The organism is Rhodothermales bacterium, from assembly GCA_034439735.1.
In the GTDB taxonomy this organism is placed as follows: Bacteria; Bacteroidota; Rhodothermia; order Rhodothermales; family JAHQVL01; genus JAWKNW01.
This window is the reverse complement of the sequence record JAWXAX010000291.1, coordinates 1-26404: the sequence shown is the minus strand read 5'-3', so window position 1 is coordinate 26404 and position 26404 is coordinate 1. Positions and strand designations below refer to the sequence as shown.

Annotated in this window: 22 protein-coding genes and 1 tRNA gene; 8 read left to right on the top strand and 15 right to left on the bottom strand. The window is 62.7% G+C overall.

Annotated features, from left to right (window positions below; all coding sequences use genetic code 11):
* Positions 1–1277 (top strand): mandelate racemase/muconate lactonizing enzyme family protein (locus SH809_20270; GenBank protein MDZ4702057.1); only part of this gene is annotated, 1277 nt, incomplete at its 5' end.
* 6 nt (positions 1278–1283) lie between these two features.
* Here SH809_20270 and SH809_20265 read toward each other — a convergent pair.
* Positions 1284–1493, bottom strand: coding sequence for a cold shock domain-containing protein (locus SH809_20265; GenBank protein MDZ4702056.1), 210 nt, complete (start codon positions 1491–1493; stop codon positions 1284–1286).
* Positions 1494–1669: 176 nt separating this feature from the next.
* Here SH809_20265 and SH809_20260 point away from each other — a divergent pair, with 176 nt between their 5' ends.
* From SH809_20260 to SH809_20245, 4 genes are all read left to right on the top strand, one after another.
* Positions 1670–3016 (top strand): AGE family epimerase/isomerase, encoded by a 1347-nt coding sequence (locus tag SH809_20260; protein ID MDZ4702055.1) that lies wholly within the window; start codon positions 1670–1672, stop codon positions 3014–3016.
* A 64-nt stretch (positions 3017–3080) separates the two neighbouring features.
* Complete coding sequence (locus SH809_20255; protein MDZ4702054.1) at positions 3081–3485, top strand: hypothetical protein; 405 nt, start codon at positions 3081–3083, stop codon at positions 3483–3485.
* Positions 3486–3503: 18 nt separating this feature from the next.
* Positions 3504–4136, top strand: a complete 633-nt coding sequence (locus tag SH809_20250) for a class I SAM-dependent methyltransferase (protein ID MDZ4702053.1) — start codon at positions 3504–3506, stop codon at positions 4134–4136.
* Positions 4137–5175: 1039 nt separating this feature from the next.
* On the top strand, positions 5176–6504 hold the full coding sequence (locus SH809_20245) for a Gfo/Idh/MocA family oxidoreductase (protein MDZ4702052.1): 1329 nt from the start codon (positions 5176–5178) through the stop codon (positions 6502–6504).
* A gap of 57 nt (positions 6505–6561) precedes the next feature.
* Here the strand turns inward: SH809_20245 and SH809_20240 are convergent, their stop codons facing one another.
* From SH809_20240 to SH809_20200, 9 genes are all read right to left on the bottom strand, one after another.
* Positions 6562–7665 (bottom strand): Gfo/Idh/MocA family oxidoreductase, encoded by a 1104-nt coding sequence (locus SH809_20240; protein ID MDZ4702051.1) that lies wholly within the window; start codon positions 7663–7665, stop codon positions 6562–6564.
* A 403-nt stretch (positions 7666–8068) separates the two neighbouring features.
* Positions 8069–8818 carry a sulfite exporter TauE/SafE family protein gene (locus tag SH809_20235; GenBank protein MDZ4702050.1) on the bottom strand — a complete coding sequence of 250 codons (750 nt, stop codon included), beginning with the start codon at positions 8816–8818 and terminating at the stop codon, positions 8069–8071.
* On the bottom strand, positions 8815–9762 hold the full coding sequence (locus tag SH809_20230; GenBank protein MDZ4702049.1) for a site-specific integrase: 948 nt from the start codon (positions 9760–9762) through the stop codon (positions 8815–8817). The genes SH809_20235 and SH809_20230 overlap by 4 nt, the downstream gene beginning before the upstream one ends.
* Before the next feature lie 154 nt (positions 9763–9916).
* The gene (sucB, locus tag SH809_20225) at positions 9917–11677 is read right to left on the bottom strand and encodes a 2-oxoglutarate dehydrogenase, E2 component, dihydrolipoamide succinyltransferase (protein MDZ4702048.1); all 1761 of its coding nucleotides are present in this window, start codon (positions 11675–11677) and stop codon (positions 9917–9919) included.
* A 121-nt stretch (positions 11678–11798) separates the two neighbouring features.
* Complete coding sequence (locus SH809_20220) at positions 11799–13883, bottom strand: sodium-translocating pyrophosphatase (protein MDZ4702047.1); 2085 nt, start codon at positions 13881–13883, stop codon at positions 11799–11801.
* A 141-nt stretch (positions 13884–14024) separates the two neighbouring features.
* Positions 14025–14612, bottom strand: coding sequence for an aminoacyl-tRNA hydrolase (gene pth / locus SH809_20215; GenBank protein ID MDZ4702046.1), 588 nt, complete (start codon positions 14610–14612; stop codon positions 14025–14027).
* A 66-nt stretch (positions 14613–14678) separates the two neighbouring features.
* The gene (locus SH809_20210) at positions 14679–15284 is read right to left on the bottom strand and encodes a 50S ribosomal protein L25 (protein ID MDZ4702045.1); all 606 of its coding nucleotides are present in this window, start codon (positions 15282–15284) and stop codon (positions 14679–14681) included.
* A gap of 69 nt (positions 15285–15353) precedes the next feature.
* Entirely contained in the window at positions 15354–16301 is a 948-nt protein-coding gene (locus SH809_20205) for a ribose-phosphate pyrophosphokinase (GenBank protein MDZ4702044.1), read from the bottom strand.
* A 184-nt stretch (positions 16302–16485) separates the two neighbouring features.
* Positions 16486–16556 (bottom strand) — tRNA-Gln (locus SH809_20200).
* Positions 16557–16797: 241 nt separating this feature from the next.
* Here SH809_20200 and SH809_20195 point away from each other — a divergent pair.
* Together SH809_20195 and SH809_20190 are read left to right on the top strand one after the other, a co-directional pair.
* Positions 16798–18186 carry a Gfo/Idh/MocA family oxidoreductase gene (locus SH809_20195; protein ID MDZ4702043.1) on the top strand — a complete coding sequence of 463 codons (1389 nt, stop codon included), beginning with the start codon at positions 16798–16800 and terminating at the stop codon, positions 18184–18186.
* Positions 18187–18198: 12 nt separating this feature from the next.
* Entirely contained in the window at positions 18199–18984 is a 786-nt protein-coding gene (locus tag SH809_20190; protein MDZ4702042.1) for an amino acid racemase, read from the top strand.
* A 72-nt stretch (positions 18985–19056) separates the two neighbouring features.
* Here the strand turns inward: SH809_20190 and SH809_20185 are convergent, their stop codons facing one another.
* Both SH809_20185 and SH809_20180 read right to left on the bottom strand, forming a co-directional pair.
* Positions 19057–21033, bottom strand: a complete 1977-nt coding sequence (locus SH809_20185) for a DUF3857 domain-containing protein (GenBank protein ID MDZ4702041.1) — start codon at positions 21031–21033, stop codon at positions 19057–19059.
* A 25-nt stretch (positions 21034–21058) separates the two neighbouring features.
* A complete protein-coding gene (locus SH809_20180) occupies positions 21059–23020 on the bottom strand; it encodes a DUF3857 domain-containing protein (protein MDZ4702040.1) in 1962 nt (653 codons plus the stop codon).
* Between the two features lie 457 nt (positions 23021–23477).
* On the opposite strand from SH809_20180, the gene SH809_20175 reads away from it, so the two are divergent.
* On the top strand, positions 23478–23912 hold the full coding sequence (locus SH809_20175; GenBank protein MDZ4702039.1) for a hypothetical protein: 435 nt from the start codon (positions 23478–23480) through the stop codon (positions 23910–23912).
* A gap of 142 nt (positions 23913–24054) precedes the next feature.
* Here SH809_20175 and SH809_20170 read toward each other — a convergent pair whose 3' ends face one another.
* The 3 genes from SH809_20170 to SH809_20160 form a co-directional block, all read right to left on the bottom strand.
* Entirely contained in the window at positions 24055–24957 is a 903-nt protein-coding gene (locus tag SH809_20170; protein MDZ4702038.1) for a FeoB small GTPase domain-containing protein, read from the bottom strand.
* A 13-nt stretch (positions 24958–24970) separates the two neighbouring features.
* The gene (locus SH809_20165; GenBank protein MDZ4702037.1) at positions 24971–25936 is read right to left on the bottom strand and encodes a GTP-binding protein; all 966 of its coding nucleotides are present in this window, start codon (positions 25934–25936) and stop codon (positions 24971–24973) included.
* A partial coding sequence (locus SH809_20160) for an ATP-binding protein (GenBank protein ID MDZ4702036.1) occupies positions 25933–26404 on the bottom strand: 472 nt, incomplete at its 5' end. The genes SH809_20165 and SH809_20160, both read right to left, overlap by 4 nt.

Here is a 26404-nt window from a genome sequence, read left to right as displayed (position 1 = left end):
CGGAAGACCAGGTCGCGTTCGCCAGCCAGCACGTCAACCGCTTTTCCAGTCCGTCCACGCTTAAGATCACGGACCTCCGGATCGCCGAGATCAAGGACGCGCCCATGCGGGTGCCCATCATCCGGATCGACACCGACCAGGGGATTTCGGGATATGGCGAAGTGCGTGACGGCGGCAGCAAACGATTCGCGTTGTTCCTCAAAAGTCGGCTGCTCGGCGAGAACCCCTGCAATGTGGAGCGGGTTTTCAAGAAGATCAAGCAATTCGGGCACCACGGCCGGCAGGGCGGCGGCGTTTCGGGCGTGGAGATGGCCCTGTGGGATCTCGCCGGCAAGGCGTACGACGTCCCGGTATACCAGCTGCTTGGAGGAAAATACCGCGATAAAGTCCGGCTGTATACGGACACCACACAGTCCCGCGACCCACAGGAATTCGCCGCACGCCTCAAGGGCCGGCTGGATCAGGGCTTCACTTTCCTCAAGATGGACCTCGGCATCGGGCTCGTCCGCGACGTGCCCGGCGCGCTGATTACGCCGCTGAACTTCGACTGGCAGGCCTACGGCCAGCAGATGCACCCGTTCACCGGGGTGCAGATAACCGACAAAGGCATCGCCCTCCTCGCCGAATTCGTTGCTGCCGTGCGCGAAGCCGTCGGGTACGAGGTGCCGCTTGCCGCCGACCACTTCGGACACGTCGGCGTCAACGAATGTATCCGCCTGGCCAACGCCCTCGAACGTTACCAGATGGCCTGGTTAGAGGACCTCGTGCCCTGGCAATATACCGAGCTGTGGCAGGAGATCACCCGAGCCGTAAACGTCCCCACCCTGACGGGTGAGGACATTTATCTGAAAGAAGCGTTTGTAGAACTTATCGATGCACGGGCGGTCGACATGATCCAGCCGGATCTCGCCTCGGCGGGCGGCATCCTCGAGACCAAGAAGATCGGAGACTACGCCGAGGAGCGGGGCGTGGCCATGGCCATGCACTTCGCCGGCTCGCCGATCTCATTTATGGCAAACGTCCATTGCGCCGCCGCCACGCAAAACTTCCTCGCCCTCGAGCATCATTCGGTTGAAGTGCCCTGGTGGGAAGACCTGGTGACGGGCATTGACAAGCCGCTCAACAAAGAGGGCTTTGTCGCTGTGCCCGAAACGCCCGGGCTGGGCATCGAACTCAATCCAGAGGTGATCAAAGAACACCTGGTCGAAGGCGAGGCCTATTTTGCACCCACTCCGGAATGGGACGAGGATCGATCCTGGGATCGGCTTTGGAGCTAGGCTGGCTCAGTCCGTGAGTTTGACGTCGACGGCCTGCAACCCTTTCTGGGTTTCCTGAACGTTGAATTCGACCGGCTGTCCTTCCTCGAGTGAGTCGCCGAAGGACATCCCTTTCACCGCTGAAAGATGCACGAACAGGTCGCGACCGCCTTCATCCGGGATGATGAATCCAAACCCTTTTTCAGGATTGAACCATTTAACTTTTCCAGTTGGCATAAGTGTGTGTACGTAAAAAATGAGCGGTCAAACCTACTGACGCCTTGGCCCGCGTAGACTCCCTGAACAGGCGTTGCAAGGGGTGAACGGGGGGCCCAACCGGGTACGTCTGACCAGAGTATTCTTACAGCGGCGTGTTTCTCGCCGTATGCGATGATAATCATTTGTAAAAAAAAATGCGCAGGGCTGGGAAATTTTTCTTTTCGATAACGGTCATTCCGCTCGTTTTTTGGGGGTTTGCCTGCCAATCGCCGCCTGAAAGTGAAGCGCTCTCCCTCGTCGAAGAGCTCCAATTCTCACTCAAAACACAGCTGCTCGACGCCTGGTATCCCCGTGTAATCGATGACGTACACGGCGGTTACCTGACGGATTTTACGTACGACTGGCGCCAGGAAGGCGACCAGCAGAAGATGATCGTTACCCAGGCACGGCACGTCTGGACCCTCGCGAAAGCGGCGGAACGGTACCCGGAGGCCGGCTACCTGGACCTTGCCGCCCACGGCGCCCGCTTCCTGGGTGAGGTCATGTGGGATTCCCTCCACGGCGGTTTTTATCAGCTCGTCTCCCGCGAAGGCGTACGCATCACCGAGGGTTCGAACCGGTTCAAAACGGCCTACGGCAACGCGTTCGCCATCTACGGCCTCGCTGCGTACGCCGGCGCCTCGGGCGACACAAACGCGCTCCGCCTCGCGCAACGCGCGTTCGACTGGCTCGAAACCCACAGCTATGACCCCGAATACGGGGGCTACTTCCAGTTCATTGCGACCGATGGCACACCCCAGATGGCCGGCTTTGACCGCACGCCGCCCAAGGACCAGAATAGCTCCATCCACCTCATGGAGGCCTTTACCGAGCTGTACCGCGTGTGGCCCGACGAACGCGTCCGCCGGCGCCTCGCCGAGATGCTCTACCTCATCCGCGACACCATGACCGACGAAAAAGGGTACCTCCGCCTCTTTTTCTCGCGCGATTGGCAGCCGCTCTCCTTCCGCGACTCCACCGAGGCCGTCCGCCAGGCCCATTACTCCCTCGACAACGTCTCCTTCGGTCACGATGTCGAAACCGCCTTCCTCATGCTCGACGCCGCCGAGGCGCTCGGGCTACCGCTGGACACCACGCTGACGGTCGGCCGGCGGATGGTCGAACACGCCCTCGAGTATGGTTGGGACGCCGAAACGGGCGGGTTTTATGACATGGGCTACTACCTCCCCGGCGAGACGGACCCGACCATCGTCCTGGCTACTAAAACCTGGTGGGCCCAGGCCGAGGCCCTCACGACGTTTATGGTAATGGCCCAACATGTGCCGTCGGAACGGCAACGATTCCTGGATCTGTTCACGCAGCAGTGGCGCTACATCCAGCAGTACCTGATCGATACCGAACACGGCGACTGGTACAGCCACGGCCTCGATGCCTCCCCAGAACGAAAAACCGATCCCAAGTCCCAGATCTGGAAAGGCGCCTACCACAACGGCCGCTCCCTGATGCAAAGCATCGACCGGATAAACGCGTTACCGCGTTGAACTTCAGCGGGCGCATTACATGCTGACTTCCTTTTTTTATCTTGAATCACTTCATCATACGCTCATGCGCACCGCCACCCCTGTCCCGTGGATCGGCTGGTTTGTCCTCGTCATCACGCTGCTCAGCGGCGGTCTCATGATCGTCGAGGGCATCCATATGCTCTCGCAGGGCCGGCCGCTGCTCATGGGCGTCTGGGCGGAGTGGGTAGCGGCTGCCGGGCTCGACCCGCAAAGCCCCACCGTCGGCTTTATCTTCATTGGCTATGGCGCCGTGTTACTCTGGCTAACCTTTGCGTTCCTCCGGCGCTTCAGTTGGGGCCGCGTGGCGCTCACCGTCGCGCTCGTCGCCGGCCTCTGGTATGCCCCCATCGGAACGACCCTCAACGTCATCGCCCTCGTCATGGTCTACCTCACGCCGCTCCGGGACTGGTACGCCGGCAAGGAGCCGGCGCACACCAGGCCCGTCTGACCGCGCGCCCGTCATCCCATGCCCGAGCCCCGGTCCATCGCCTCGCGTCTGCTCGACACCTTTGGCCAGATCGACATCTACTTGTTCGATCAACTCATGCGCGGACGTTTCGACACGCGCCATTCCATCCTCGACGCCGGCTGCGGCCGCGGCCGTAACCTCGTCTATTTTATGAACGAGGGGTTCGATGTTTTCGGTGTCGATCAAGAAGAGGCGGCAATCGCCTCCATACGGCGCCTCGCCGGCCGGCTGGGCGTGTCCGATCCAGACCAACGCTTCCAGACCGCCGACCTCGCCGGCCTGCCTTATTCCGACGCCCGTTTTGACGCTGTGATCTGCAGTGCCGTGCTGCACTTCGCGCGCGACGAATCTCATTTCGAGGGGATGATCCGGGAGATGACGCGCGTGCTCCGCCCCGGCGGTCTTTTCTTCGCCCGCCTCGCCTCCACCATCGGAGTCGAACACGCCGTCACGCCTCTCCATGGGCGGTGGCATCGCTTGCCTGACGGGTCCGATCGGTTTCTCGTCGATGAAGCCCTGCTAGTGGATGCGACCCGACAGCTGGGCGGCACGCTGCTCGACCCCCTGAAGACGACCGTCGTCCAGGGTATGCGCGCGATGACGACGTGGGTGTTTCAACGCGATGCCTGACCGTCGCCCAACCGCCCCGGGCAACCTCCACCGCCAGGGTGAACGGGTCAATTTCCATCTCGTACTGCGGCCGGCTGAGCCCCGCCCGCCGGCCTGAGGATTTAAAAAAGCCTGACCCCCCAAAAAGAAATGAGAGAGGCCCCAGCGGCAATCGCCAGGGCCTCTCCTGCCGGGGGGCAAGCGGGGGGCTTATCCTCGCGGTGATTTACCCACGATGGGCGTAGACGTCTGCCGTTGCCGAGACCGCGGGGCGATGCTCGCCGATGTCGAAACGGCTAACGGTGCCGCCCAGGCGGTCCGTCAGTTCCTGGAGCGTCGCGCTCGATTCCGCGATGCCGGCGACGCCGCCGATTCGTTGACCCTGTTGACGATCTTGCGAATCGCATCGACCGTCTGGTGCACGACATGGTCGCGTACTTTTCGTTGATAAACACGGCGGCAACGGTGCAGGCCACGCGAAGAAACGCCTCATCTGCTTCGGTGAACGGCAGCTTGTCCGACCGCTCCGTCAGGTAAATGCTGCCCAGTGAACGCCGCTTGTGCGAGAACGGGCCGGCGAGCGCGGATTCTGCGACCGGGCCCGCGGCATCGGCGTCGGATCGCGCCGTCATCACCACGGCGGTGAGCGTAAGCAGCGCCCCCACGAGGGTGGCTCCAATACATACCGGTTGCTCGGGGTCGAATCAGGAGGCGGCGAAACCGGTGATGCCGGCTAAGAAGGCGACGATACCGCTGCGTCCCAGAAGACGCATATTCCATGCACTAATCATGATCGCAAGGAACAGATGAAGAAGTAAGAGGATGCTTCTTTGATCATCGGCAGCGGCATCGCCGCATTAACCTTCTGGTGGAAATAACGGGCCACGGCGAGGCGCTCCCCTGCCGGCCAGTCGGCCTTTTAGTTTAATACCGTTACACTGGTTACATACAATTGCACTGGCGCCATCTGTCTCTTGTCGGTCGCGGTTCGTAGCTTACCCGGCCGACCATCGGAAACGCTACCAGCGCCCGTCACTTGTCACGCTAACGAGATCGCAGGATGAACGCACCCATCGACCGCCGAACGTTTGTCAAAACAGCCACCGCTGCCGGCCTGGGCCTCGGGCTAACGGGTCCTTTCCGTTCGATTCGCGGCGCCCGCTCCGCCAACTCCACCGTTGTCGTTGCCGTGATGGGCGTCAATGGCCGGGGCGGCGCCCTCGCCAACGCATTCGCCCAGACAACCGGTTCGGAAGTGGGTTTTATCTGCGATGTCGACGAGCGCGCCATGGCAAAAAGTATCGCGGACGTCCGCCAGCGGCAGACGCGCGAACCGAAGGGCGTCAAGGATTTCCGCTCGCTCCTCGATGGCAACGACATCGACGCGCTGGTCATCGCCGCGCCCGACCACTGGCACGCGCCGGCGGCGCTGATGGCCATGCAGGCCGGTAAACACGTCTATGTCGAGAAGCCGTGCGGCCACAACCCGCGGGAAGGGGAATTACTCATCGCCGCCCAGAAGAAATACGGGAAAGTGGTGCAGATGGGTACCCAGCAGCGCTCTGCGCCAGAGTCGATCGAGATCATCCAGGCCATTCATGAAGGGCTCATCGGAGAGGCGCGGTATGCCAAGTGCTGGTACGCCAACACCCGGGGCTCCATCGGCAAAGGGAAATCTATGGAGGTGCCCTCCTGGCTCGATTTCGACCTCTGGCAGGGTCCCGCCCCGCGCCGGCCGTACCAGGATAACCTCGTCCACTACAACTGGCATTGGTTCTGGAACTGGGGCACGGGCGAGTCGCTCAATAACGGCACCCACGAGGTGGACGTCTGCCGCTGGGCCCTCGGCGTAGATTACCCGGTGCGGGTCGCCTCCAACGGCGGCCGGTTCCACTTCAACGACGACTGGGAATTTTATGACACGCAGGTGATGTCGTTCGACTTCGCCGGCGGCAAGACCATCACCTGGGAAGGGCGGAGCTGCAACGGCCTGCCATTTTACGACCGCGGCCGGGGCGCCACGATCCACGGCACCGAAGGCACCGTGTTGTTGGATCGCGAGGGCTACATCGTGTACGACCTCGCCGGCAAGGAGATCAAGCGCCAGATGCGCCAGGAAAGCACCGACGCCCTCAACACCGTCGGCGCCGACGGGCTCACGGATATCCACATCCAGAACTTCGTCGACGCCGTGCGCGACGGCAAGCGCCTGAATACGCCGATCGAGATGGGCCACCAAAGCGTCCTCCTCTGCCACCTGGGCAACATCGCGCAGTATACGGGCACGACGCTCGAGTGCGACCCGACCAACGGCCACGTCAAAAACGACGCGATCATGAAGCAGATGTGGGGCCGCACCTACGAACCGGGCTGGGAGCCTACCGTCTGATGCGAACCCTGTAATCCGATCCCCACGGCAACCGGTGACGCCCCCCGACGCCTGCTGTCACAGGGGCATGGTGGCGCCGCCGGCCGCGATGGACCGGTAGATGGCTTCGACGATGCGCATGTCTCGCATGCCTTCCTCGCCGGGAACGCGTACGGGCGTCTTGTTCACGATCGCGTCGGCGGTATCGTCCATCTGCCTCGCCTGCTGGTTGATGTCCGGCATGGACAGCGGCCCTTCATGGCTTACCGCTCGGATGTTGCGATAGGCCTGGAATGGATCCATCTTGAGCCACCCGCGCTCGTAGCGGACTTCCAGGTGATTCATGTTGCCAGCGAAGCTCGTGTGCGCGTTGGCCACGAAGCCGCTCGGGAATTGCAGCTGGAAGGACGTGATTTCGTCGGCATCCTTGAAGATCTCCGGACGGGTGACAAACGTCTGCGCGGACACGGAAACGGGCTCCTCGCCGGCGGCGTAGCGGCACGCCTGGAGCGAATAGACGCCCATGTCCATCATCACGCCTCCGCCCATGGCCTTTTTCACTTTCCAGTTATCTGCCCGGCCCTCGCGATAGCCCGAACCGGCCGTCACGAACTGCACGCCCCCAAACGGTTTCTCCCGCGCGAAGCGCATCACCTCCTGCGTCGTCGGTTCGTGCTGCATGCGGTAGCCAATGGACAACGTCACGCCGGCCTTGTCGCAGGCTTCGATCATCGTCGCACACTCCGCCTCCGTGATCGCCATCGGTTTCTCGCAGATCACATGTTTGCCCGCCCGCGCCGCCCGAATGGTGTATTCCGCGTGCATGACGTTCGGCAGAACCACGTAGACGATGTCGATGTCCGGGTTGTCGGCGATGGCGTCGAAGGTGTCGTACGAATAGATATTGCGCCGGGGGATGTCATACTTCGCCGACCACGCATCGGCCTTGGCCGGCGTGCCCGTAACGATGCCCGCGAGGCGGACGTTTTGGGTCTCTTGCAGAGCGGGCGCCAGCAAGTCCGTGCTGTAGTAGCCAAGGCCGACGAGGGCGACGCCCAACGGAGCTCTCGTCCGGCCGAGCCGCGCCATGGCCGAGGCGGGGGCTGTAGGAGCAAAAGAACCCAGCATGGCCGCACCTACAGCCGCTGTTTTGAGAAAGTCGCGACGAGAGGAAAAGATCATGATGCGCACCAGATAGTGAGGAGGCCCGGTGTGGACTCCAGAATATAGCGCCGCCGCCTTCAGGTTTCCAGCCCATGATAACCCACTATCCCACCTCCATTAACTCCGGCCGAAAAAAGCGCTCACACGAGACGTAGAAGTTGTTGCAATCGACGAGGGTGTACCGCATGGAGAAATGCAAAGTGAAAAGTGAAAAGTGAAAAGTATAATACTTCGGACACTTTTTGTAGCTCGACCGTTCCTGACGATCAGGCCCCTCCTCGATTCGAGGAAGGGCCTGAATTGTCACGCGGCAGCGCACTCCTTTGTAAACTGTCCGAAGTATTAAAGTACAAAGTGGGGAAAGGTCTTGTGATCTGAAAACGTTCAACGCGTTAAACACATATTTCTGCGTTCCCGCCTCCTACAGGCCCACGATGCCGTCGTACAGCAGTTTGATGCCCGTGATGAGGAGAAAGGCGTAGGCGAGGGGGTAGAACACGCGCTCGTTGACGAGGTTGTGCAGGCGAATGCCGATCCAGACGCCGACCGGCGCGAGTGGGGCCAGCACGAGGGAGGTGGTCATGTTGCTGAGGCTGAGTTGCCCGAGCATGGCGTAAGGGATGAGCTTTACAAAATTGAGCGTGGTAAAAACGACCACCAGGGTGCCGACAAACACGGACTTATCCAGCCGCTGTGGCAGCAGGTATACATTCGCCGGCGGGCCGCCGGAGTGCACCCCGAAACTCGTGAACCCGGCAATCAAGCCCCAGAAGGTGCCGCGGACCACATCCGGGCCCCGGGGCGGCGCGTCCGCGCGTTTCCGAAGCGAATTGACCGAGAACACGACAGCGATCACCCCGATCAGGATGCGGATGTGCGCATCGGAGAGGTAGCGGAACGTGAAGGCGCCGATAAGCACACCGAGCAGGCCCGCGGGCAGGAGGATGCGAACATTGGCGCGGTCCCACTTCGTGCGGTAATGCCAGATATTCACCGCGTCGATGAGGCACAGGATGGGCAACAGAATCGCCGCGGCCCGGGCCGGCTCGATCGCCAGCGCCATGATCGGCACCGCCAGGATCCCCAGCCCCCCGCCAAAACCGCTCTTGGCGATACCGGAAACGAGGATGGCAAGGACCGCAAAGAAGTAGAAGACGGGATCGTCGATCACAGGTTCAGCTTCTTCAGCTCTTCGGAGTCGAGGTTTAACAGTCCCTGTTTTTTGAAATAAATCATCGTGGTTTCCAACGTCCCGTGGCGCATCCGCTGGCGGACTTCCTCCAACGACATCCCCTTGTTCAGCCACAGGAGGGCCGCCGTGTGGGTGAGGCTGTGCGGTGTCACGCCTCGGCGCTTGATCTCGGCTGATTTCAGGTGCAGGTTGATCCGGCTGCGCACGGAGCGGGTGTTCAACCGTTGGCCTTCCGAACGATGCCCGTGAGAGACGAAGAGGGGATGTTCGGGATGGACCCGCTGACGGGAGGCGAGGTAGGCCTGCACCTTCTCCATGACCGGCTGGTCGATGGGCACCTGCTGATCCTTCAATGTATGCCCTTTCCCCTGGACCCGCAGAAACCACCCGAGTAGCGTTTGCTCGAGGTCCTGCACGTTGGCGCGGATGAGTTCGATCTCGCTTAAACCAGCATAAAGCATCATGTGGATGAGCGCCGCATCACGCAAGCCGATATGGGAGACCTGCTCGATCACGCCGAGCAATTCGTCGATTTCGCCCTGCGTAAGCACTGCTCGCGAGTGCGTATTGGGCCGGCGATTCCCCTTTACCGCCCGGGCGGGATTATCCGCGATCAGGCCGATGTCCATCAAATACTGGCAGAGCCGGCGCAGCGCGGTGAGATACGTCGATACCGACACCTGGTGCAGGCCGCGTTCGCCCATCAGATACGTCTTGTAGGCCTCCACGTCATCCGGCGTAAACCGAAACCGACCCTCCTCCCGTGCAAACCACCGCTGGAATTCGTTCAACGAGCGCCGGTAGGTGCCGCTCGTCTCCGGACTTTTCTCTTTCAGGTACTCCTTGACAAAATCCTCGATACGCCGGTTCAACTCGGCCACGGTGAGTGTCAGCGAGGTATCGATCGGAACGGGTTTAGCCATAGAGTCCTGCCGGCACGGCGCGCATCAGTTAAACGATTCGGCACACGCTGTGGCGGTCCGAGGTGGCGGCGAAAAGCCGCCCCAAGGAACGACGTTTATTTTACTTTTTCAATAACGGATTTTGCTCCGGCGAAAAAAAGTCCCCGACTGCCACTCAGAGCGGCATCGTGGGCAAGAAGCCCTCCAGCAGCCCGACATATCGGCGCAGGAACGAGGCCGCCATGGCGCCATCGATCACGCGGTGGTCGTAGGACAGCGAGATGTACATCATGTGGCGGATGGCGATCACGTCGCCCAGGGTGGGGTCTTCGATGACGACGGGGCGTTTCTTGATGGCGCCTGTCGCGAGGATGGCCACCTGGGGCTGGTTGATGATGGGCGTCCCCATGACGCTGCCCACCGAGCCGATGTTGGTGACAGTGAACGTGCCGCCCTGCAGATCGTCCGGCTGCAGGCGCTTGGAGCGGGCGCGGGTCGCGAGGTCGTTCGCGGCGTGCGCCAGGCCGGCGAGGTTCTTCTGGCCGGCGTCGCGAATGACGGGAACGACCAGCCGCGACGCATCGATGGCAACGGCGATGCCGATGTGATAGTCTTTTTTTATGAGGATCCGGGTGCCATCCACCGAGGCGTTCAGGATGGGATGTTCGCGCAGAGCCTCAACGGCGGCCTTGACCATAAACGGGGTGAACGTGAGCTTTACCCCCTCCCGCGTCTGGAATGCCTCCTTGTTGATATCCCGGAGGCGGACGAGGTTTGTCACGTCCGCCTCGGCAAAGGAGGTGACGTGGGCGGAGGTCGCCTTGGAGCGAACCATGTGCTCGGCGATGATTTGCCGCATCCGATCCATCTCGACAATCTCGACGCGCCCGCCGAAATCGGCCTCCTTGCGTACCGGCGCGACCACCCGGGCCGGCGCGGAAGCCGGGGAAGGCGTGGGCGCAACCGCAGGCGCCTCCCCGCGCGTAGCGAGGTGCGCTAGGATGTCCTGTTTCGTGATCCGTCCCTCGCGCCCGCTCCCGGAAATACCGGCCAGTTCGCCAGCCGACAGTCCCTCCTTTTCAGCGATAGAGCGGACGAGCGGAGACAAGAACCGGCTCTCGGTCGCTTCCTCGATGGGGGACGCGGGGCTGGATGGTGTCGCTGAGGGCTGAGCGCCATTGTCCGACGCAGACGCGCCCGGGGAAGATGCTTTAGGCGGCGCCGCATTGGGCGATCCGGCGCTCGGAGCCGGCGCTTCCGCGGGCGCCCCGGCGCCCGTCAGGATGATTGCAAGCAAGGTGCCGACGGCGACCGTTTCGCCTTCGGCCACCAGGATCCGATCCAGCACGCCGGCCGCAGCGGCAGGCACCTCGGTATCTACCTTATCGGTGCCAATCTCGAGCAACGGTTCGTCGAGTTCGATCACATCCCCTGGCTTCTTTCGCCAGGCGATGATGGTGCCCTCGGTGATACTCTCACCCATCTTCGGCATGATGACGGGCACCTTCCCGCCCCTCACGCTGGCAGCCTGTACCGGTGCGGGAGCGGCGGCCTTTTCCTGTGCAGGGGCCCGGGGTATGGCGGGGGCTTTTCCCGGAGCCGGAGCCTGGGGCGCGGCAACTGCTTTTTCCGGAGCCGGAGCCTGAGCCTGAGCCGGAGCCTGGGGCGCGGACGACGAGGCCCCGGCAGCGTCTACCTCCGTTTCAATGATCGCTAACACCGAGCCCACTTCCACGGTTGCGCCTTCCTCCACCAGAATCGTATGCAGGACACCCGCGGCCGATGCCGGCACCTCGGTGTCTACCTTATCGGTGCCGATTTCGAGCAGAGGCTCGTCCAGTGCAATCCGGTCACCGGGCTTCTTGTGCCAGACGATGACTGTTCCTTCAGTGATGCTTTCGCCCATCTTGGGCATTTTCACGTCTACCTTCGCCATAACAATACCGCTTCTGGGGGCTTATTACCGCTCGTTCATTCGTACCCACACCTTAACTGGCCTGGTGTTTCACATGCCTTTCAAAAAGCCCCATTATCATCTCACGACAGCAGAGGGCTCTTCAGAGCAGGGGCGCGATCACCAGAGATACGACAGCGATGAGCTTGATCAAAATATTCAGGCTCGGGCCGCTGGTATCTTTCAACGGATCGCCCACCGTATCGCCCGTCACAGCCGCTTTGTGCACGTCGCTGCCCTTGCCGTAGGTGACGCCGTCGAACGTAACCTTACTTTCGATCAGCTTTTTAGCATTGTCCCACGCGCCGCCGGCGTTCGATTGGAAGATGGCGAGCAGCACACCCGACACGGTCACGCCGGCAAGCAGACCCCCCAGCATGTTTTTGTCGATAAAGCCCACGATCACCGGCACCGCCACGGCGAGGATGCCCGGGGCAATCATTTCGCGGATGGCGGCTTTGGTGGAGATGTCGACGCACCGCGCGTAGTCGGCCTTGGCCGTCCCTTCCCGCAGGCCGGCAATCTCCCTGAACTGGCGGCCGACTTCGTTGATCATGTCGCCGGCGGCGCGGCCCACGGCGCCCATGGCCATCGCACTAAACACATAGGGCAGCATGGCCCCGATGAGTAATCCGGCGAGGATGACCGGGCGAGAAACGTCGATGGTGCTGATGCCGGCCTGCTGCATAAACGCCGCAAACAGCGCCAGCGCCGTGAGGGCGGCCGACCCGATAGCAAAGCCTTTCCCGATGGCCGCCGTCGTATTGCCCACCGCATCCAGCTTATCGGTCCGTTCGCGCACTTCATGTGGGAGGTGCGCCATTTCCGCGATGCCGCCGGCATTGTCGGAGATTGGTCCGTACGCATCAACCGCCAACTGGATACCGGTAACCGAGAGCATGCCCAGCGCCGCGATCGCAATGCCGTACAGGCCGGCGAAGTAGTCGGCCCCAATGATGGCCGCCGCCAGCAGTAGGGCCGGAATACCTGTCGAGTACATCCCTACGCCGAGGCCCGCGATGATGTTGGTGGCCGCCCCGGTAAGGCTCTGGCGCGCGATCCCCCGAACGGGGCTCGTCGTCGTTGCGGTGTAATATTCGGTCACGAGCCCGATCAACACCCCCGCGGCCAGGCCGATGGCGACGGCCATAAAAACACCGGTCGCGGTATAGGTGATGCCGGCGACCGACCAGGACTCCGGTAGAAAGGCTTGGATGACGAAGTAAGACGCGATGGCCATAACGCCCGCGGCGCCAAACTCGCCCATATTTAAACCCTGTTGCGGATTACCACCCTCCTTGACGCGTACGAATAAGGAACCAATGATCGACACGACGATCCCTACGGCGGCCAGCGCCAGCGGGAGCATCACAGCGCCCACCGCCGATCCCCCTTCCGCCTGAAGCCCCGAGACAAACGCCGCCCCGGCGCCCAGCACCATGGTGCCTATGATCGAGCCGACATAACTTTCAAACAGGTCCGCCCCCATGCCGGCGACGTCGCCTACGTTGTCGCCCACGTTGTCCGCGATGGTAGCCGGGTTGCGGGGGTCGTCCTCCGGAATGCCTTCGTATACTTTACCGGCAAGGTCGGCCCCGACGTCAGCCGCCTTGGTGTAGATACCCCCACCCACGCGGGCGAAGAGCGCGATCGAAGACGCGCCCAGCGAGAAGCCGGTCACGACATTGATGATCTTGATCGTGTTCCAGTCCGTGAATGTATCGTAGACGATAAACAACGTACCAAGGCCGAACAGCCCGAGACCGACTACCGAAAGGCCCATCACGAGCCCTCCCGAAAACGCGACGTTCAGCGCCGGAGCCAGTCCGGTGCGAGCGGCTTGCGTCGTGCGGACGTTCGCCTTTGTAGCGACCGACATGCCGAAGAAGCCTGCCGCTCCCGAGCATACCGCGCCGAGTGCGAAGGAGACGGCCACCAGCCACGAGGAGTTGGAATTTCCGCTGTTCGCTAACGCTAGCAGGATGCCCACAACAACCACGAAGAGGCCTAGCACCCGGTATTCGCGTCGTAGAAACGCGCGCGCACCCTCCGCGATGGCCGCCGCGATTTCCTGCATGGCGGCCGTACCCGGATCTTGCCGGCTGACCCACCTCGATTTCAAATAGGCGTAGAACAACGCCAGGACACCCGACAACGGTATCAGATAGGTAAGAAGGGATGTATCCATACAATGAGTAAAAACTTAGCTATGCATCCTTGGACGCCCCTATGAATGGCATGGGGCCCAATGTGTAACCGGGGACATGACCTAAAAAAGTAAAGAACGTTTTTACAGCACACATCACATATTGTTTTCACCCGTTCAGCCTCAATCCGCGGCGGAACGGGTGTTAAACCGATTCATGGCGACGGTGATGCCTTCGGTAACAAATACGCGAGCCGCGTCGTGCGCTGCGCCGAGCGCCGTCTCGATCGCAGCGGCTTGGCTTGTATCGAAGGGCTCCAGTACATAATCGGCTTGCCGGCCCGGAGGAAAATCGTTTCCTATCCCAATACGTATTCTGGGAAACGCATTCGTCTGGAGGCTATCAATGATGTCTTGCACCCCATTGTGTCCTCCCGCACTACCTTGTTGGCGGATTCTGACGGCGCCGACGCTCAGATGGATGTCGTCCACAACGACGAGCATGTCGGCCGGCGAGAGTTGATGGCGGCGCAGCAGCCCTTTGATGGCTCCGCCACACCGATTCATATACGTCAGGGGTTTGGCGAACCCTACGGAAAAGCCACGAAGGCTGGTCCAGCCCACCAGGGTCGGACCAGCCTCCATCGATAAGACGATCTTCGTAGACGCGGCTAGCGCGTCGACGACCATAAACCCCACGTTGTGCCGGGTATCTGCATATTCGGCGCCCGGGTTACCGAGCCCGACGATGAGGCGTTTCGAGCGTGCCATGCCATGAACGAGCCAGGCGGCCGGCGCCAGCAGGCCGGGTTCGGTCCCGCCGCAGGGTGTAGACCGTTATATGGCCTCCTTGGCAGGGGTCGGGGTCGCCGCCGCGGCGCCGTCGACGGCCTCCGTGGCCACTCGGGGTGCGAGAATCGAGACGATCGTCTGATTGGGCACTCCGCCGAACTCCAGGTTGGGCACGTCCAGATCCCGAATGTGGATCGACTGGCCGACGCCGAGCTCCGTCACATCGACATCGATGTGGCCCGGAATGTCCTTCGGGAGGCAACTCACCTCGAGCTCGTTGAGCACGTGCTGGGTCACGCCGCCCTCCATCTGGCCCTTCGGCGTCCCGATATAACGAATTGGCACGTTCACGGTGATCTTCACGCCGCGCTGCAGCACCTGAAAATCAGCATGGATCGGCTCGTCAGACACCGGGTGGTAAATGATCTCCTTCAGGATACACTCCCAGCTCGAGCCGTCCATATCGATCTTCACGAGGTGCGTTTCCTCGGTGCGGATGAGCTGAAAGAGGCCAAAGGCCGGCATGCTGAAGGCCTGGGGCTCCGTCTTGTGGCCGTACAAGACACAGGGGACGTTGCCTGCGAGCCGGGTTTGCCGGGCGGCTTTTTTACCTACCCCGCGTGGCGAGGCTTCGATCGTTCTGAATTCCATGGCTTCGGATACCGCACAAGCGCCGGCGCCTTCGCCGGAACCGCTCGCGTTGCGGCGACGGTTACGTGTTTATGGTAGAAATAGCGTTGAGACCGACTCATCCGTGTAAATACGCCGGATGGCGTCCGCGAAGATGGCAGCAACGCTGACCACCTCGATCCGCGGCGACGGCCGGCGCAACGGAATCGAATCCGTCACGACGAGCCGGGTCAACTCGGACGACTCGATGCGCTCGTAGGCCGGCCCCGACAGCAACGGGTGCGTACAGGCCGCCACGATTTCGAGCGCGCCAGCCTGGCGCAGCGCCATCGCGGCACTAACCAGCGTACCGGCCGTGTCGACGATGTCGTCCATGATCAGCACGTTCTTCCCTCCCACCTCGCCGATGATATTCATCGCCTCCGCTTCATTCTGGCGGGGTCGGCGCTTGTCAATCACCGCAAGATCCGCCCCGAGCCGCTTGGCGTACGCGCGGGCCATCTTGAGGGCGCCGATATCCGGCGCGACGACGACCAGGTTGGTCAGATTCAGTGTCTGAAAATAGTCCGTAAAAACAGCAGACCCGTACAAATGATCCACGGGCAAGTCGAAAAATCCCTGAATTTGCGGGGCATGCAGATCCATCGTGAGGATACGATCCACGCCGGCGACCGTCAGCATGTTCGCCATCAGCTTCGCCGCGATCGACACCCGCGGCTGGTCCTTCCGCTCCTGCCGCGCATACCCGAAGTAAGGGATCACCGCCGTCACCCGGGCCGCGGACGCTCGCTTCGCCGCATCGATAAGGAGCAGCAACTCGAGCCAGTTCTCGCCCGGCGGGCACGTGCTCTGGATGATGAAGATGTCCGTTCCACGAATCGATTCGTCGTATCGGCAATAGATTTCGCCGTCGGAAAACTCCTTGATGATCAGATTCCCCAGGTTCTGACCGTACGACTCCGCGATCCGCTCGGCCAGCATGGGATTGGAGCGACCCGCAAAAAGCGTGATGGGGTGGCCCCTGAACGATGTAAGCATGTGCCCTGAATGACGCTTGAACAAGAATTCCGGTCACCCGACATCTCCGGGCTCCAGACCTATCGGCCTACTAAACCAAAACCGCGCGCAAAGGCGCGACGCGTGTCTCCTCGGGGCGAGCAGACATCGACACATCAAACCGCAACGGGCGCTGCTTTCCACTGGCGGCATTTAATTGACAGTGTTGCCCGGGGAGGATTCGAACCTCCACATACGGCTTCAAAGGCCGCTGTCCTGCCATTAGACGACCGGGCAAGGGATCCTCTCAGCACGCCCCCACCATCGTTCGGCTGTGGCGAGCGCGCCAGGCGTGGCGCCTGAAAGGTGCTGTCAACGCGAAGCCACGCGAGAGGGTTTCTCGATCGGCGATTCCCTCTGTAGTTTGCGTAAACTTCAAGGTCCCCCCCGGTCCCCCCGCCTGGGCGCCACTTGGGTGAGACAACGAAAATACGTATTCTCTCCTGACCGACCTCTCCCATTTCATCTACGAACTCTTATGCCGCACACCAGACGCGCATTCTTGAAGAAAGCCGCTGCCACCTCGGTGCTCGCCGGCGGCCTCGCTCCGGCCCTCGCGGGCAGGGCCGAAATCCTCTCCATGCCGGTCCATCCTCGCCTATCCCCTAACGACACCGTGCGTATCGCCACGATCGGGATGGGCATCATCGGCTTTATCGACACGGACACGGCGCTCCGCGTCCCCGGCGTGGAACTTGTCGCCGCGGCCGACCTCTACGAAGGCCGGCGGATCCACGTCAAGGAGAAATACGGAGATCATGTCGACACCTACGTCGATTACCGCGAAATCCTCGCCCGGACGGACATCGACGCGGTGCTCATCTGCACCCCGGATCACTGGCATGTGCCGATGGCCAAAGATGCCCTCCGCGCCGGCAAAGCGGTATACTGCGAAAAACCGATGGTGCACCGCGTCGAAGAAGGGCACGACCTCATCAAGGTCCAGCAAGAAACCGGTAAGGTCTTCCAGGTGGGCAGCCAGTACGCCAGCTCCATCCTCTACGCCCGGGCCCACGAGCTGTATAGAGAAGGCGCCATCGGCACGCTGAACATGATCGAGGCGATCACCAACCGCAACTCGGCCCTCGGCGCCTGGCAGTACTCGATCCCGACGGACGCCAGCGAGCAGACGGTGGACTGGGACCGGTTCCTCGGCAGCGCGCCGAAACGTCCCTTCGACGCCACGCGATTCTTCCGTTGGCGGAACTACTGGGATTACGGCACCGCCACCGCCGGCGACCTCTACGTCCACCTCTTTACAGGGATCCACCGCACCTTGGACGCCATCGGGCCCACCGACGTCGTGGCCCAGGGCGGCCTCCGGTTCTGGAAGGACGGCCGCGATGTGCCGGACGTGCTCCTGAGCCTCTTCACCTACCCCGAAACCGAGCAACACCCGGGCTTCAACATGTCCCTCCAGACGAACTTCGTGGACGGCCAGGGCGGCGGCTTCCACTTCAAGTTTATCGGGGACGAAGGAGTGATGACGGTCGGCGGCTCAAGCGTGACGGTGGAGCGCAACGGCCGATGGGAGCCCTCGATTGACGAAATCATCACCGGCTACAACTCGGCCTTCACCTTCTCGCTGGCCGAACAGAAACGTCTCGCCGATCACCTTCGCAAGAACTACGTGGCACCCATCGCCCCGGCGATGACGGGCCGGATGGAGTATCAGGCTCCGGATGGTTACGACGATCGGTTCGACCATTTTACGTACTTCTTCGACTCCATCCGCAACGGCCGCCCCGTTTACGAAGACGCCACCTTCGGCTTCCGCGCCGCCGCGCCAACGCTGCTCGCCAACATGAGCTACGTCGATAAACGGCCGTATACGTGGGACCCGTCCGCGATGAAAATCGCCGGCTAATGCCGCCCCCACATGGCTGAATCGACCTCCCCGCCGATGATCGGCATCATTGGCGGGATGGGCCCGTACGCCGGCCTCGATCTCGTGCGCAAGGTGTTCGACGAAACGGCGGCGAGCACCGACCAGGAGCACCTCCCGCTCGCCCTGCTTTCCGTTCCCGGCGAAATCGTCGATCGAACAGCCTATGTGCTCGGCGCCGTCGACGCGAACCCGGCATTCGCCATCGCGCGAATCGCGCTGATGCTGGAGCAAGCCGGAGCCACCGTCGCCGCCGTCCCATGCAACTCGGCCCACGCGCCGGTTATCTTCGATGTCATCCGGAGCCGGTTGGCGGAGGCCGGCAGCCGGCTCAGGCTTCTCCACATGATTGAGGAGACGGCCGTGCACCTGGCCACGCTCCCACATCCTCCCGTCCGTGTCGGCGTGCTTTCCACGACCTCGGTGTTCCGGCTCGGCCTCTACCGCGACGCGCTTGTGCGCGTGGGCATCGAGGTCATATTACCTTCCGCCGAGATGCAGGAGCGCGTGGTCCATGCCGCCGTCTACGACCCGCGGTACGGCGTCAAGGCCAGCGTCAACCCCGTAAGCGAGCGGGCCCGGGAGGACCTGGCCGACGCCGTCGCCGCCCTTGCGACGCGGGGCGCGGAGGCGGTCATTCTGGGTTGCACGGAAATGCCCCTTGCCCTCCCCGGCTCGAACGCCGCCGGGATCCCGCTCATCGACCCCACCCGGCTTCTGGCCCGGGCGCTCATCCGCGCCACCTATCCCGGGCGGCTGCGCGGATCAATGGTTAATTAAAGGGTTCAGATTTGAAATTAAGATACATCGAGAGACTTCCTTTAACTTTGAACCTCGAACCTTGAACCCCTCTCACGACCCCTGTTTCACCAGCACGATCATGCCGCGGTCGTTGCGTTCGACCTGGTCGATAAAGGTTCGGTAGGCATCGTACTGATCCACCGGGATGCGGCGATCGGGGATTTCGAGCCGGCGGGTGTACACCAGCGTTCCGTCGCTTTCCACCTCGATCGATATCGTGTAGCGACCAACGGAGGAATCGAGATCCACGGGCTCCGGGATGGTCTCCACGGCATAGCCGGCCGGCCACCGGAAACGCAGGCTATCCACATCCAGAAAGGCGTAGGACAGGAGATACGGCCGGTTGGAGCCGAAATGTTCGGGTGGGACGCTGACGGAGCGTTCGAAGAGATTCGGTTGGACGAACAGCCGCGTTCCCGTCCGCGAGGCGTAGCGGGGCAACGCGAGGGTCATGGGCAACGCGAGCGTGTCCTCCCGTCGATCGACGCTGGAGAAGTCCACCTGCTCAATGTCAAAGGTCGGCAGTTCGATGGCGCGGCGCAGCCAGTCCATCCGATCGCGGTGAGGCGCGCGGGCAAGGGCGTAGCGGACGTTCTGCTGCTGGTGGCCGGCGTACCGCGTGACGACATCGACCCGGGCATTGCCGGTCGCGTCCACCTCGACGGCCCCGACCCGAAGCCGGGTGTTCGCCGACGCCGGGCTCCGCGGCGTCCGAACCAGCGCCCCCTCTTCCGCGCCGACAAGGAGCGCAAAGCGGTCCTCGTTGCCGGCGCCGATGTGCCCGAAGGGCGCCGTCGCATCCGTGGCCTCCAGCCAGAGCGAATCGGCCCCGACCCGCAGCATCACCACGACGTGGTTGAACTGGTTGCTGGGGAAATCTGCCCGAAGATCGGGGGCCGAGCGCCCGTTGCGGATGAGCGCCGGCGCGGCATCCAGGCCGGCCGAGCGGAGCATCGCGCCGAGGTAGTTGGTCAGCGCCTTACAGTCGCCATACTGGTTCCGGTAGACATATTCCGCATCAAACGGCTGCCAGCCGCCGATCCCCAGCTGGACGCTGACGTAGCGGGTGGACTCCTGATGGTACGTGTAGATGCGCCGCGCTTTCTCCATCGGATCCTCCACGCCGGCGGTCCGGCGGGCCACTTCGGCCGCCAGCTCGGCCGGCAGGGTGTCGCGCCCCCGCGACAAAGCGGCATACCACGCCCCGAATCCCTCCCACGTGCTCATATCCCCTTCGGAGCGTTCAATCTGAAACCGGTCGGAAGCCACCTGCAGTACGGCCTCACCACCGGCGGACGCGGCGTCGCCCGTGATGACGGCCCGGACATAGGCTTCGAGCAGATCGATGGCTGTGATCGTCCAGGTGTAGGTCGTGACGCGCCCATCGGACCGAACGGCCGGCTCGCCGACCGGCGCTTCGGCGACGTGGCGCACGGCCATGTCGGCCGGAGCGGCCACCTCATACCGGGTGAACTCCACGGGCCACCCGCTCGCCAGGGGGTACCACGCCGGCCAGCCGATGAGTCCGTCGAAGTCGAGTTCGTACATAAACTCGACGGTATAGGGGTAGACGTCGTGGTACAGCTCGGCCACGCGCATCCGGTTGTCGTCGTAGAGCGAGTAGGAGGAGATGGCGCTGTAATCGTTGGTGTCGCTTTTTTTCAGCTTCCGGATCACCTTGCCGCCGGCGTCGCGGATCTGGCCATCCAGGTTGCGCAACATCCGGAGCCGGTCGTACTCCACGATCAGTTGCCCTTCATTCCTCCCCCGAGCATCCAGGATCGTCACCACTCGTCGTACCTGGTACACGGCCTCGCCGTGGTTTTTTACCTCGAATCGCCGTATGTCCGCGCGGACGACAGCGCCGGCGTCGAGGTCGGCCAGGGCCGGCGACAGGAGCGCGGCCGGAAACGAGGCGGAGATCTCATCGGGAAGCTGCTGCGCGGCTACGAAGCAAGGGGCGAGGACGGCCAGCAGAGCGCCTCCGAAGAACGCCACCCGCACGATCCGCCAATCCATCTGTTGCATGGCAAACGAACGCCTGGGGCGCCGGCTACTGCCCGTCGGTGCGTTGGAGGACGACCTGTTCCGCGTGGGCCGCCACCACCCGGTCCATGAACTCTCTCAAACCGACGTACGCACGCGGCGCATACCGCGGCTGCGACAACACCAGCCGCGACTGGAGTTTAAACACGCCATCCACCTCTTCGGAGCGGACGCTGAACGAGCCTCCATTTTCCGGAAGTCGCAGGTTCATGTTTTGTGGCGTTTCCTGGACGCGAAACCCCTCGGGCAGCGCCAGTTCGAGGGTATACACAAGATCGCTGGGATACCCGAAGTCGACCGGAAAGGACCGCGTGGGGGGGCGCAACGGGTTCTCCGTGAGTCGTTCGAACTGGTAGGGACTGAGGTAGATAAAATCGCCGGCGGCCTGGCCGTAGCCCTCCACCTCAAGCGAGGCCGAAAGCCGCATGGACTTGTCCAGGCTATCCGCCCGCTCGATCCGGATCGAGTCGATCGCGATACCGGGGCGTTCCTCAAAGACCTGCGTCTGAAAGAACGATGCCTCGTCCGGCGCTTCCGCCAGGGCGTTCCGACGCTCCAGGCCGGCGTATCCTCCGTCTTCCGAGAGGAACGTAGCCGTCAGGGCGCCCGTCTCATCGAGATGCCCTTTGATCGTCACCTGCCGTGCATGCCGGGCCGGCGAGGCCACTTCGATCCATGTCTGCGACTGATCTCGGACGAGCCAGCCCTGTCCGTTCAAGGCTCGCAGGGGCAGGAGGCCGTGGCCGGCCAGCGGCTCCGTGGCGTCGAGCAGCACCGAGGCGCCCCCCACCACGGCATGCGCGATCACATAGTCGAACTGAGAGTAGAGCGGATACCCCTTCTCCACCGCCCCATTGCCGCGCGTGCTGATGAGCACTGGATCCGCGTCGATATCCACCGCCCGGAGGAGCGCGATCAGCAGAAACGCGAGGTCCGGGACGGAGCCGGTGTGGCGTCGGAGCACGGTGTCCAGGTCCCCGACATCGCTCAGAAATCCATATTCGCTGTTCCACGTCACCGACTGACGCACATAGGCGTGGATTGCCTCCATTTTCTCCCTGGGGGTCGTCAGGCCGGCCGTGATCCGCGCGGCGAGGTCGCGTACGTCGCCGGTGGGATTGAGCTGCTGGCCGAAGTTCGCGTCCGTGCGTAGCTCCTCCGCCAGCGCGTCCCAGGTCTTCATGATCGGGATGATGCCCTGGCCGGGCATTACATAGCTGGAGAGCTGAAAACGGATGCGCGCGCGGTAGTCCTCCAGTGTCGTTGTGTACGGCTCGGCGCGGAGCGCCGGCAGGTCCTTCATCGCCCAGCGCACTTCCTGCAAGGCGCCCTCCTGACGGGTAAGCACCTTACTCGTTTCGACGTCGAATGCCGGCACATTCGTCACCCGTACAAAGCCGAAGCGGGGATGGAAGGTGACCATGTACTCGGACCACAGCGTCGGCTCGTCGTGTTGGAAGTACCAATCCGGCACGTGTTGGGGGCTTTCGGACGAAAGCACATACTCATACTCCAGCACGACGCCGGGCTCAAGTGCCGGGAACGTGAAGCGCGAGGACGTAACCGTATCGCTCACCTTCTCCTTGAAGAAGTCTTTTTTTGACACCGCCTGCTCCACCACCTTGCCATTTGGCCCCAGCTTGACGGTCTGCGCGCGCAACTTGTCCAGCGACTGGGGGAAGTCTTTCCCGGTCCAGTAGCTGAGCTGAACCGTTCCCCACGCGTCATAGGCGGCTGCGGAGAGGAATTTGATGCGTCGGAAGAGCCGAAACTCCACGCGGCCCTGTTCATCCACGCTGGTTCGCCCTTGTTCGGCGAGAATCAGGGCGACGGCGTTGGAATCCGCCGGATAATGGGTCATCTCCAGGTCCGCGGCGCGGACATCCCCCCATTTAAAGCTCGGGGCCTGACCGGAGGCGGAGGGCAGAATCAGAACGAGGCTGAGAGTGGCGAACAGGATGCACTTCATAGGATTCCGCGTTGGCGGACCAAAGAGGAGATGCGGGTCCTCGGCCGGAAGATAACGATATTTCGGGCGCATCAGCTATCCCGTGGATGCGTCATATTTTGACTCGCCGGCGCGTAATCCGCGCCCGTGCAGGTACATCGGCACGCTCCCAGCGAGGAGGCCGGCCGCACCGATGGAGGCTCGACCCAGCCATGCCGACGCGGCACGGAACCGCATCATGAGGCGATCCAACCGCCGCTCCGAGCCACGTATCCCGATCGCCTGCGGCCCCCTCGTTTTCAGGCGCCTGTTGACTAATCCACTCTGCTAAGTTACCATGAATGAAGTCTGGCCCATGAAGCTCCCTCATCATTTATTATTCCATGGAAGCGCTTCCGGCCCCATCCGCCTCGATACGGCCCGCGAAGCTTAAACGCCGGTGCAATAGGCACTCACATATACAAACAGGTGGTACCTTATGAAACGTCTTTGGATCATGCTCCTGTTGGGATTTGGCGTGGGCGCCCGCGCACAGCAACCTGAAACACCGACCCACCCACTTGTCGGAAGCTGGGAAATGGTCTCGCAAACGTTCATCCATCCCAATCGCGTCGAACAACCTCTCAAGATGGGCGAATCGCTTCCCGGCAATCGGAAGCAAATCAAGTTATTATCCGAAACCCGCTTCGCCTTTGGCCGTCAGAGCGCGGATGGCGAAGAAATCACCGCCGGCGGCGGTCGCTACGAGATCGATGGGGATATGTACACCGAGATCATCGATTACCACACGAGCCCACCGCTTGTCGGCACGCGCATCTCCTTCACCTGGCTGATCGAAGGCGACCTGTGGCATCATTCGGGCAAGATCGGCACGTTCCAGCTCGAAGAAGTGTATCGACGTGTGAAACCCTGATCCGGGATTGCCTCCAGGTATAGAACCCGTCCACCGAAACCGCGGCGTGGAAACGTCGCCGGTGTAGGCAAAGGCAAACCCATTTCCATGCGCGTTTGCCATCCCGCAAGTTCGTTTTCATAACCTGCCAGCGGCCATCTTATTAGCGCCCCAACACATAATACAGCGCTAGCCCGCCCAGAAGGGCCGCGGCCCCGATCGAGGCCCAGCCCAACCACGCCGGCGCCGCGCGGAACCGCAGCATGAGGCGATCCATCCGGCGTTCCGGGAGCGTATGTTTGATCACCTGTCCGGCGATCTGGGTGGCCCAGTTGTGCCGTTGCAGCACCTCGGCGAGGGTCCAGTTCTCCTGGCGCGCCTCCAGTTTCGCCCGGGCCTCTTCGAGCGTGGCGACGAGCGCCGCGTGCCCCGGGGTGTGGACGTATTCTTCCGCCGCGCGGGGAGAAGACAGCAGGCGGAGCCCTTCGATGAGCCGTGCGCCGGCGTGCAGCTTCAGATGGGTAAAGATCCACTTCTGATCCAGGTGATTGTAGGCGTCGGCGAGGCCCATCGAGGGGCGCCAGTGCAGTTGCCTGGAGGCGCGTTTCGTCGATAGGGCCTCTTCGATGGCGCGTTTCAGCTGTTCAAGGCCGCTTCCTTCCGCCGGGTGCACGGGCACGACCACCACGTCCAGCAAGCCGGCCAGTAGTTCGTGCTGGATGGCCACCCCGATCCGCGCCGCGCGGTCCCCCATCGTGAGGGCGACGACGACGGGCAGCCGGAGGTCGATCACCTGGCTGAGGAGATACAACTGCTGCTGCACCTGGAGCGTATCGATCGTAAGGACGATGGCGTCAGGGGGGGATTGCTCGCGGCCGAGCAGGATATCGTACACCACGCGCTCGCCCTCCGTATTGGGGGTGAGCATCGTGGTCGCCGGCAGTTCCCGGAAGCGCATGTGCGATTGCCCCGCCCGGGCCACGAGCGCCCGACACAACGTGGTCTTGCCGCTGCCGGCGTAGCCGACCACGACGATAGTTGGCACAGGATGGCCGCGTGCTTCCATGGTGTTCGTCTGATTATAATGATGCCGCTGGACGGCCGCCCACCCGAGGGCCGAACCAGGCCTCGAACCAGGCATCCAGCGACGCAGGATCCATGGAGGCCTGCAGGCCGATCGCAACAAGGCGCGTGTGCGGCCGTTCGTCGCGCCAGGGCCGGCCTGGCGCCACGTCCACCCGCCTGCCCACCCGATGGAGAATGACACGTCCATCCGGTTGGTCGGCCAGCCAGAGCACGCCCTTCACCCGGAGGATGCCGGCCGGAAGCGCCCGAAGTGCCTGCGTGACGGACGGTAACGAGGCCGCCGGCGTTCGACTCTCGGCGCTCCAGGTGACGAATGGCGGCCTGGCGGTCCGCGGTCCGACCGGCGAAGCGCCCCAGGACGTGTCCAGCACCACCGCGGCTGGATCGTCGCCTACCTGTTCGATCACGCCGGCGCGCGGCGCGACCTCGGCCACTAGCGCCCGGGCGCGCGCCAGCGTTTCGGCCGGCGCGGCTTCGCCTTTTGTGAGCACGACGAGGCCGGCACCCTCCAACTGACGGTACACGAGCGCATCGACTTCCGGCGGGCGATCTTCACCCGAGGCAAGGACATCCAGCAGGGTGACGACGGCATCCATGCGCACCTGTCCGTGCCGGCCGGCGGCGGCAATCGTGAGCGCGATGGCGGAAGGATCGGCCACCCCGCTGGCCTCGATAACGATGTATTCCGGCGGTTCAGGGCGGTTCAGCAAGGACCATACCGCCGCCATCAGGTCCTCCTGCATCGAGCAGCAGATGCAGCCGTTCGACAGGGCGATCAGCGTGTCGTCGGCGGCTTCGATCAACTCGGCGTCGATGTTGATGGCGCCGAAGTCGTTCACCAGCACAGCGATCCGCCGGCCGCCGGGGCGGGCCAGGATACGGTTGAGCAGGGTGGTCTTGCCGGCGCCAAGAAATCCAGAAAGGACCGTCACGGGCACGGGCGGAAGCGCCTCGTTCATACCGCCACCGCCACGGCCTCGAGCGGGAGATCCACCGTAAACACCGTCCGCCCCGGCGCCGACGCCACGCGGATCGCGCCGGCGTGCTGGACCGTTACGATGCGGTGCACGATATCCAGCCCCAGCCCTGTCCCTTCCCCCACCCCTTTGGTCGTAAAAAACGGCTCGAAGATGCGCGTCGCGATGTCCGGCGGGATGCCTTTGCCGGAGTCGATCACCACGACCTGCGCAAACGGCCCCTGGCGCCGCGTTTCGATGCGCAGCACGCCGCCGCGCTCCATGGCGTCGACGGCATTGTCGATCAGGTTGGTCCACACCTGGTTCAGCTCGCCCGAGTACGCCGGCACCGGCCCTAGATCGGGGTCGTACGCCCGCTCGATGACGATGTCTTTGGTCCGCAGCTTGTGCCCCAGCATCGTCAGCGTGCTGTCGATCCCCCCGCGGAGATCGGTCAGCTCCCGCTCGGGG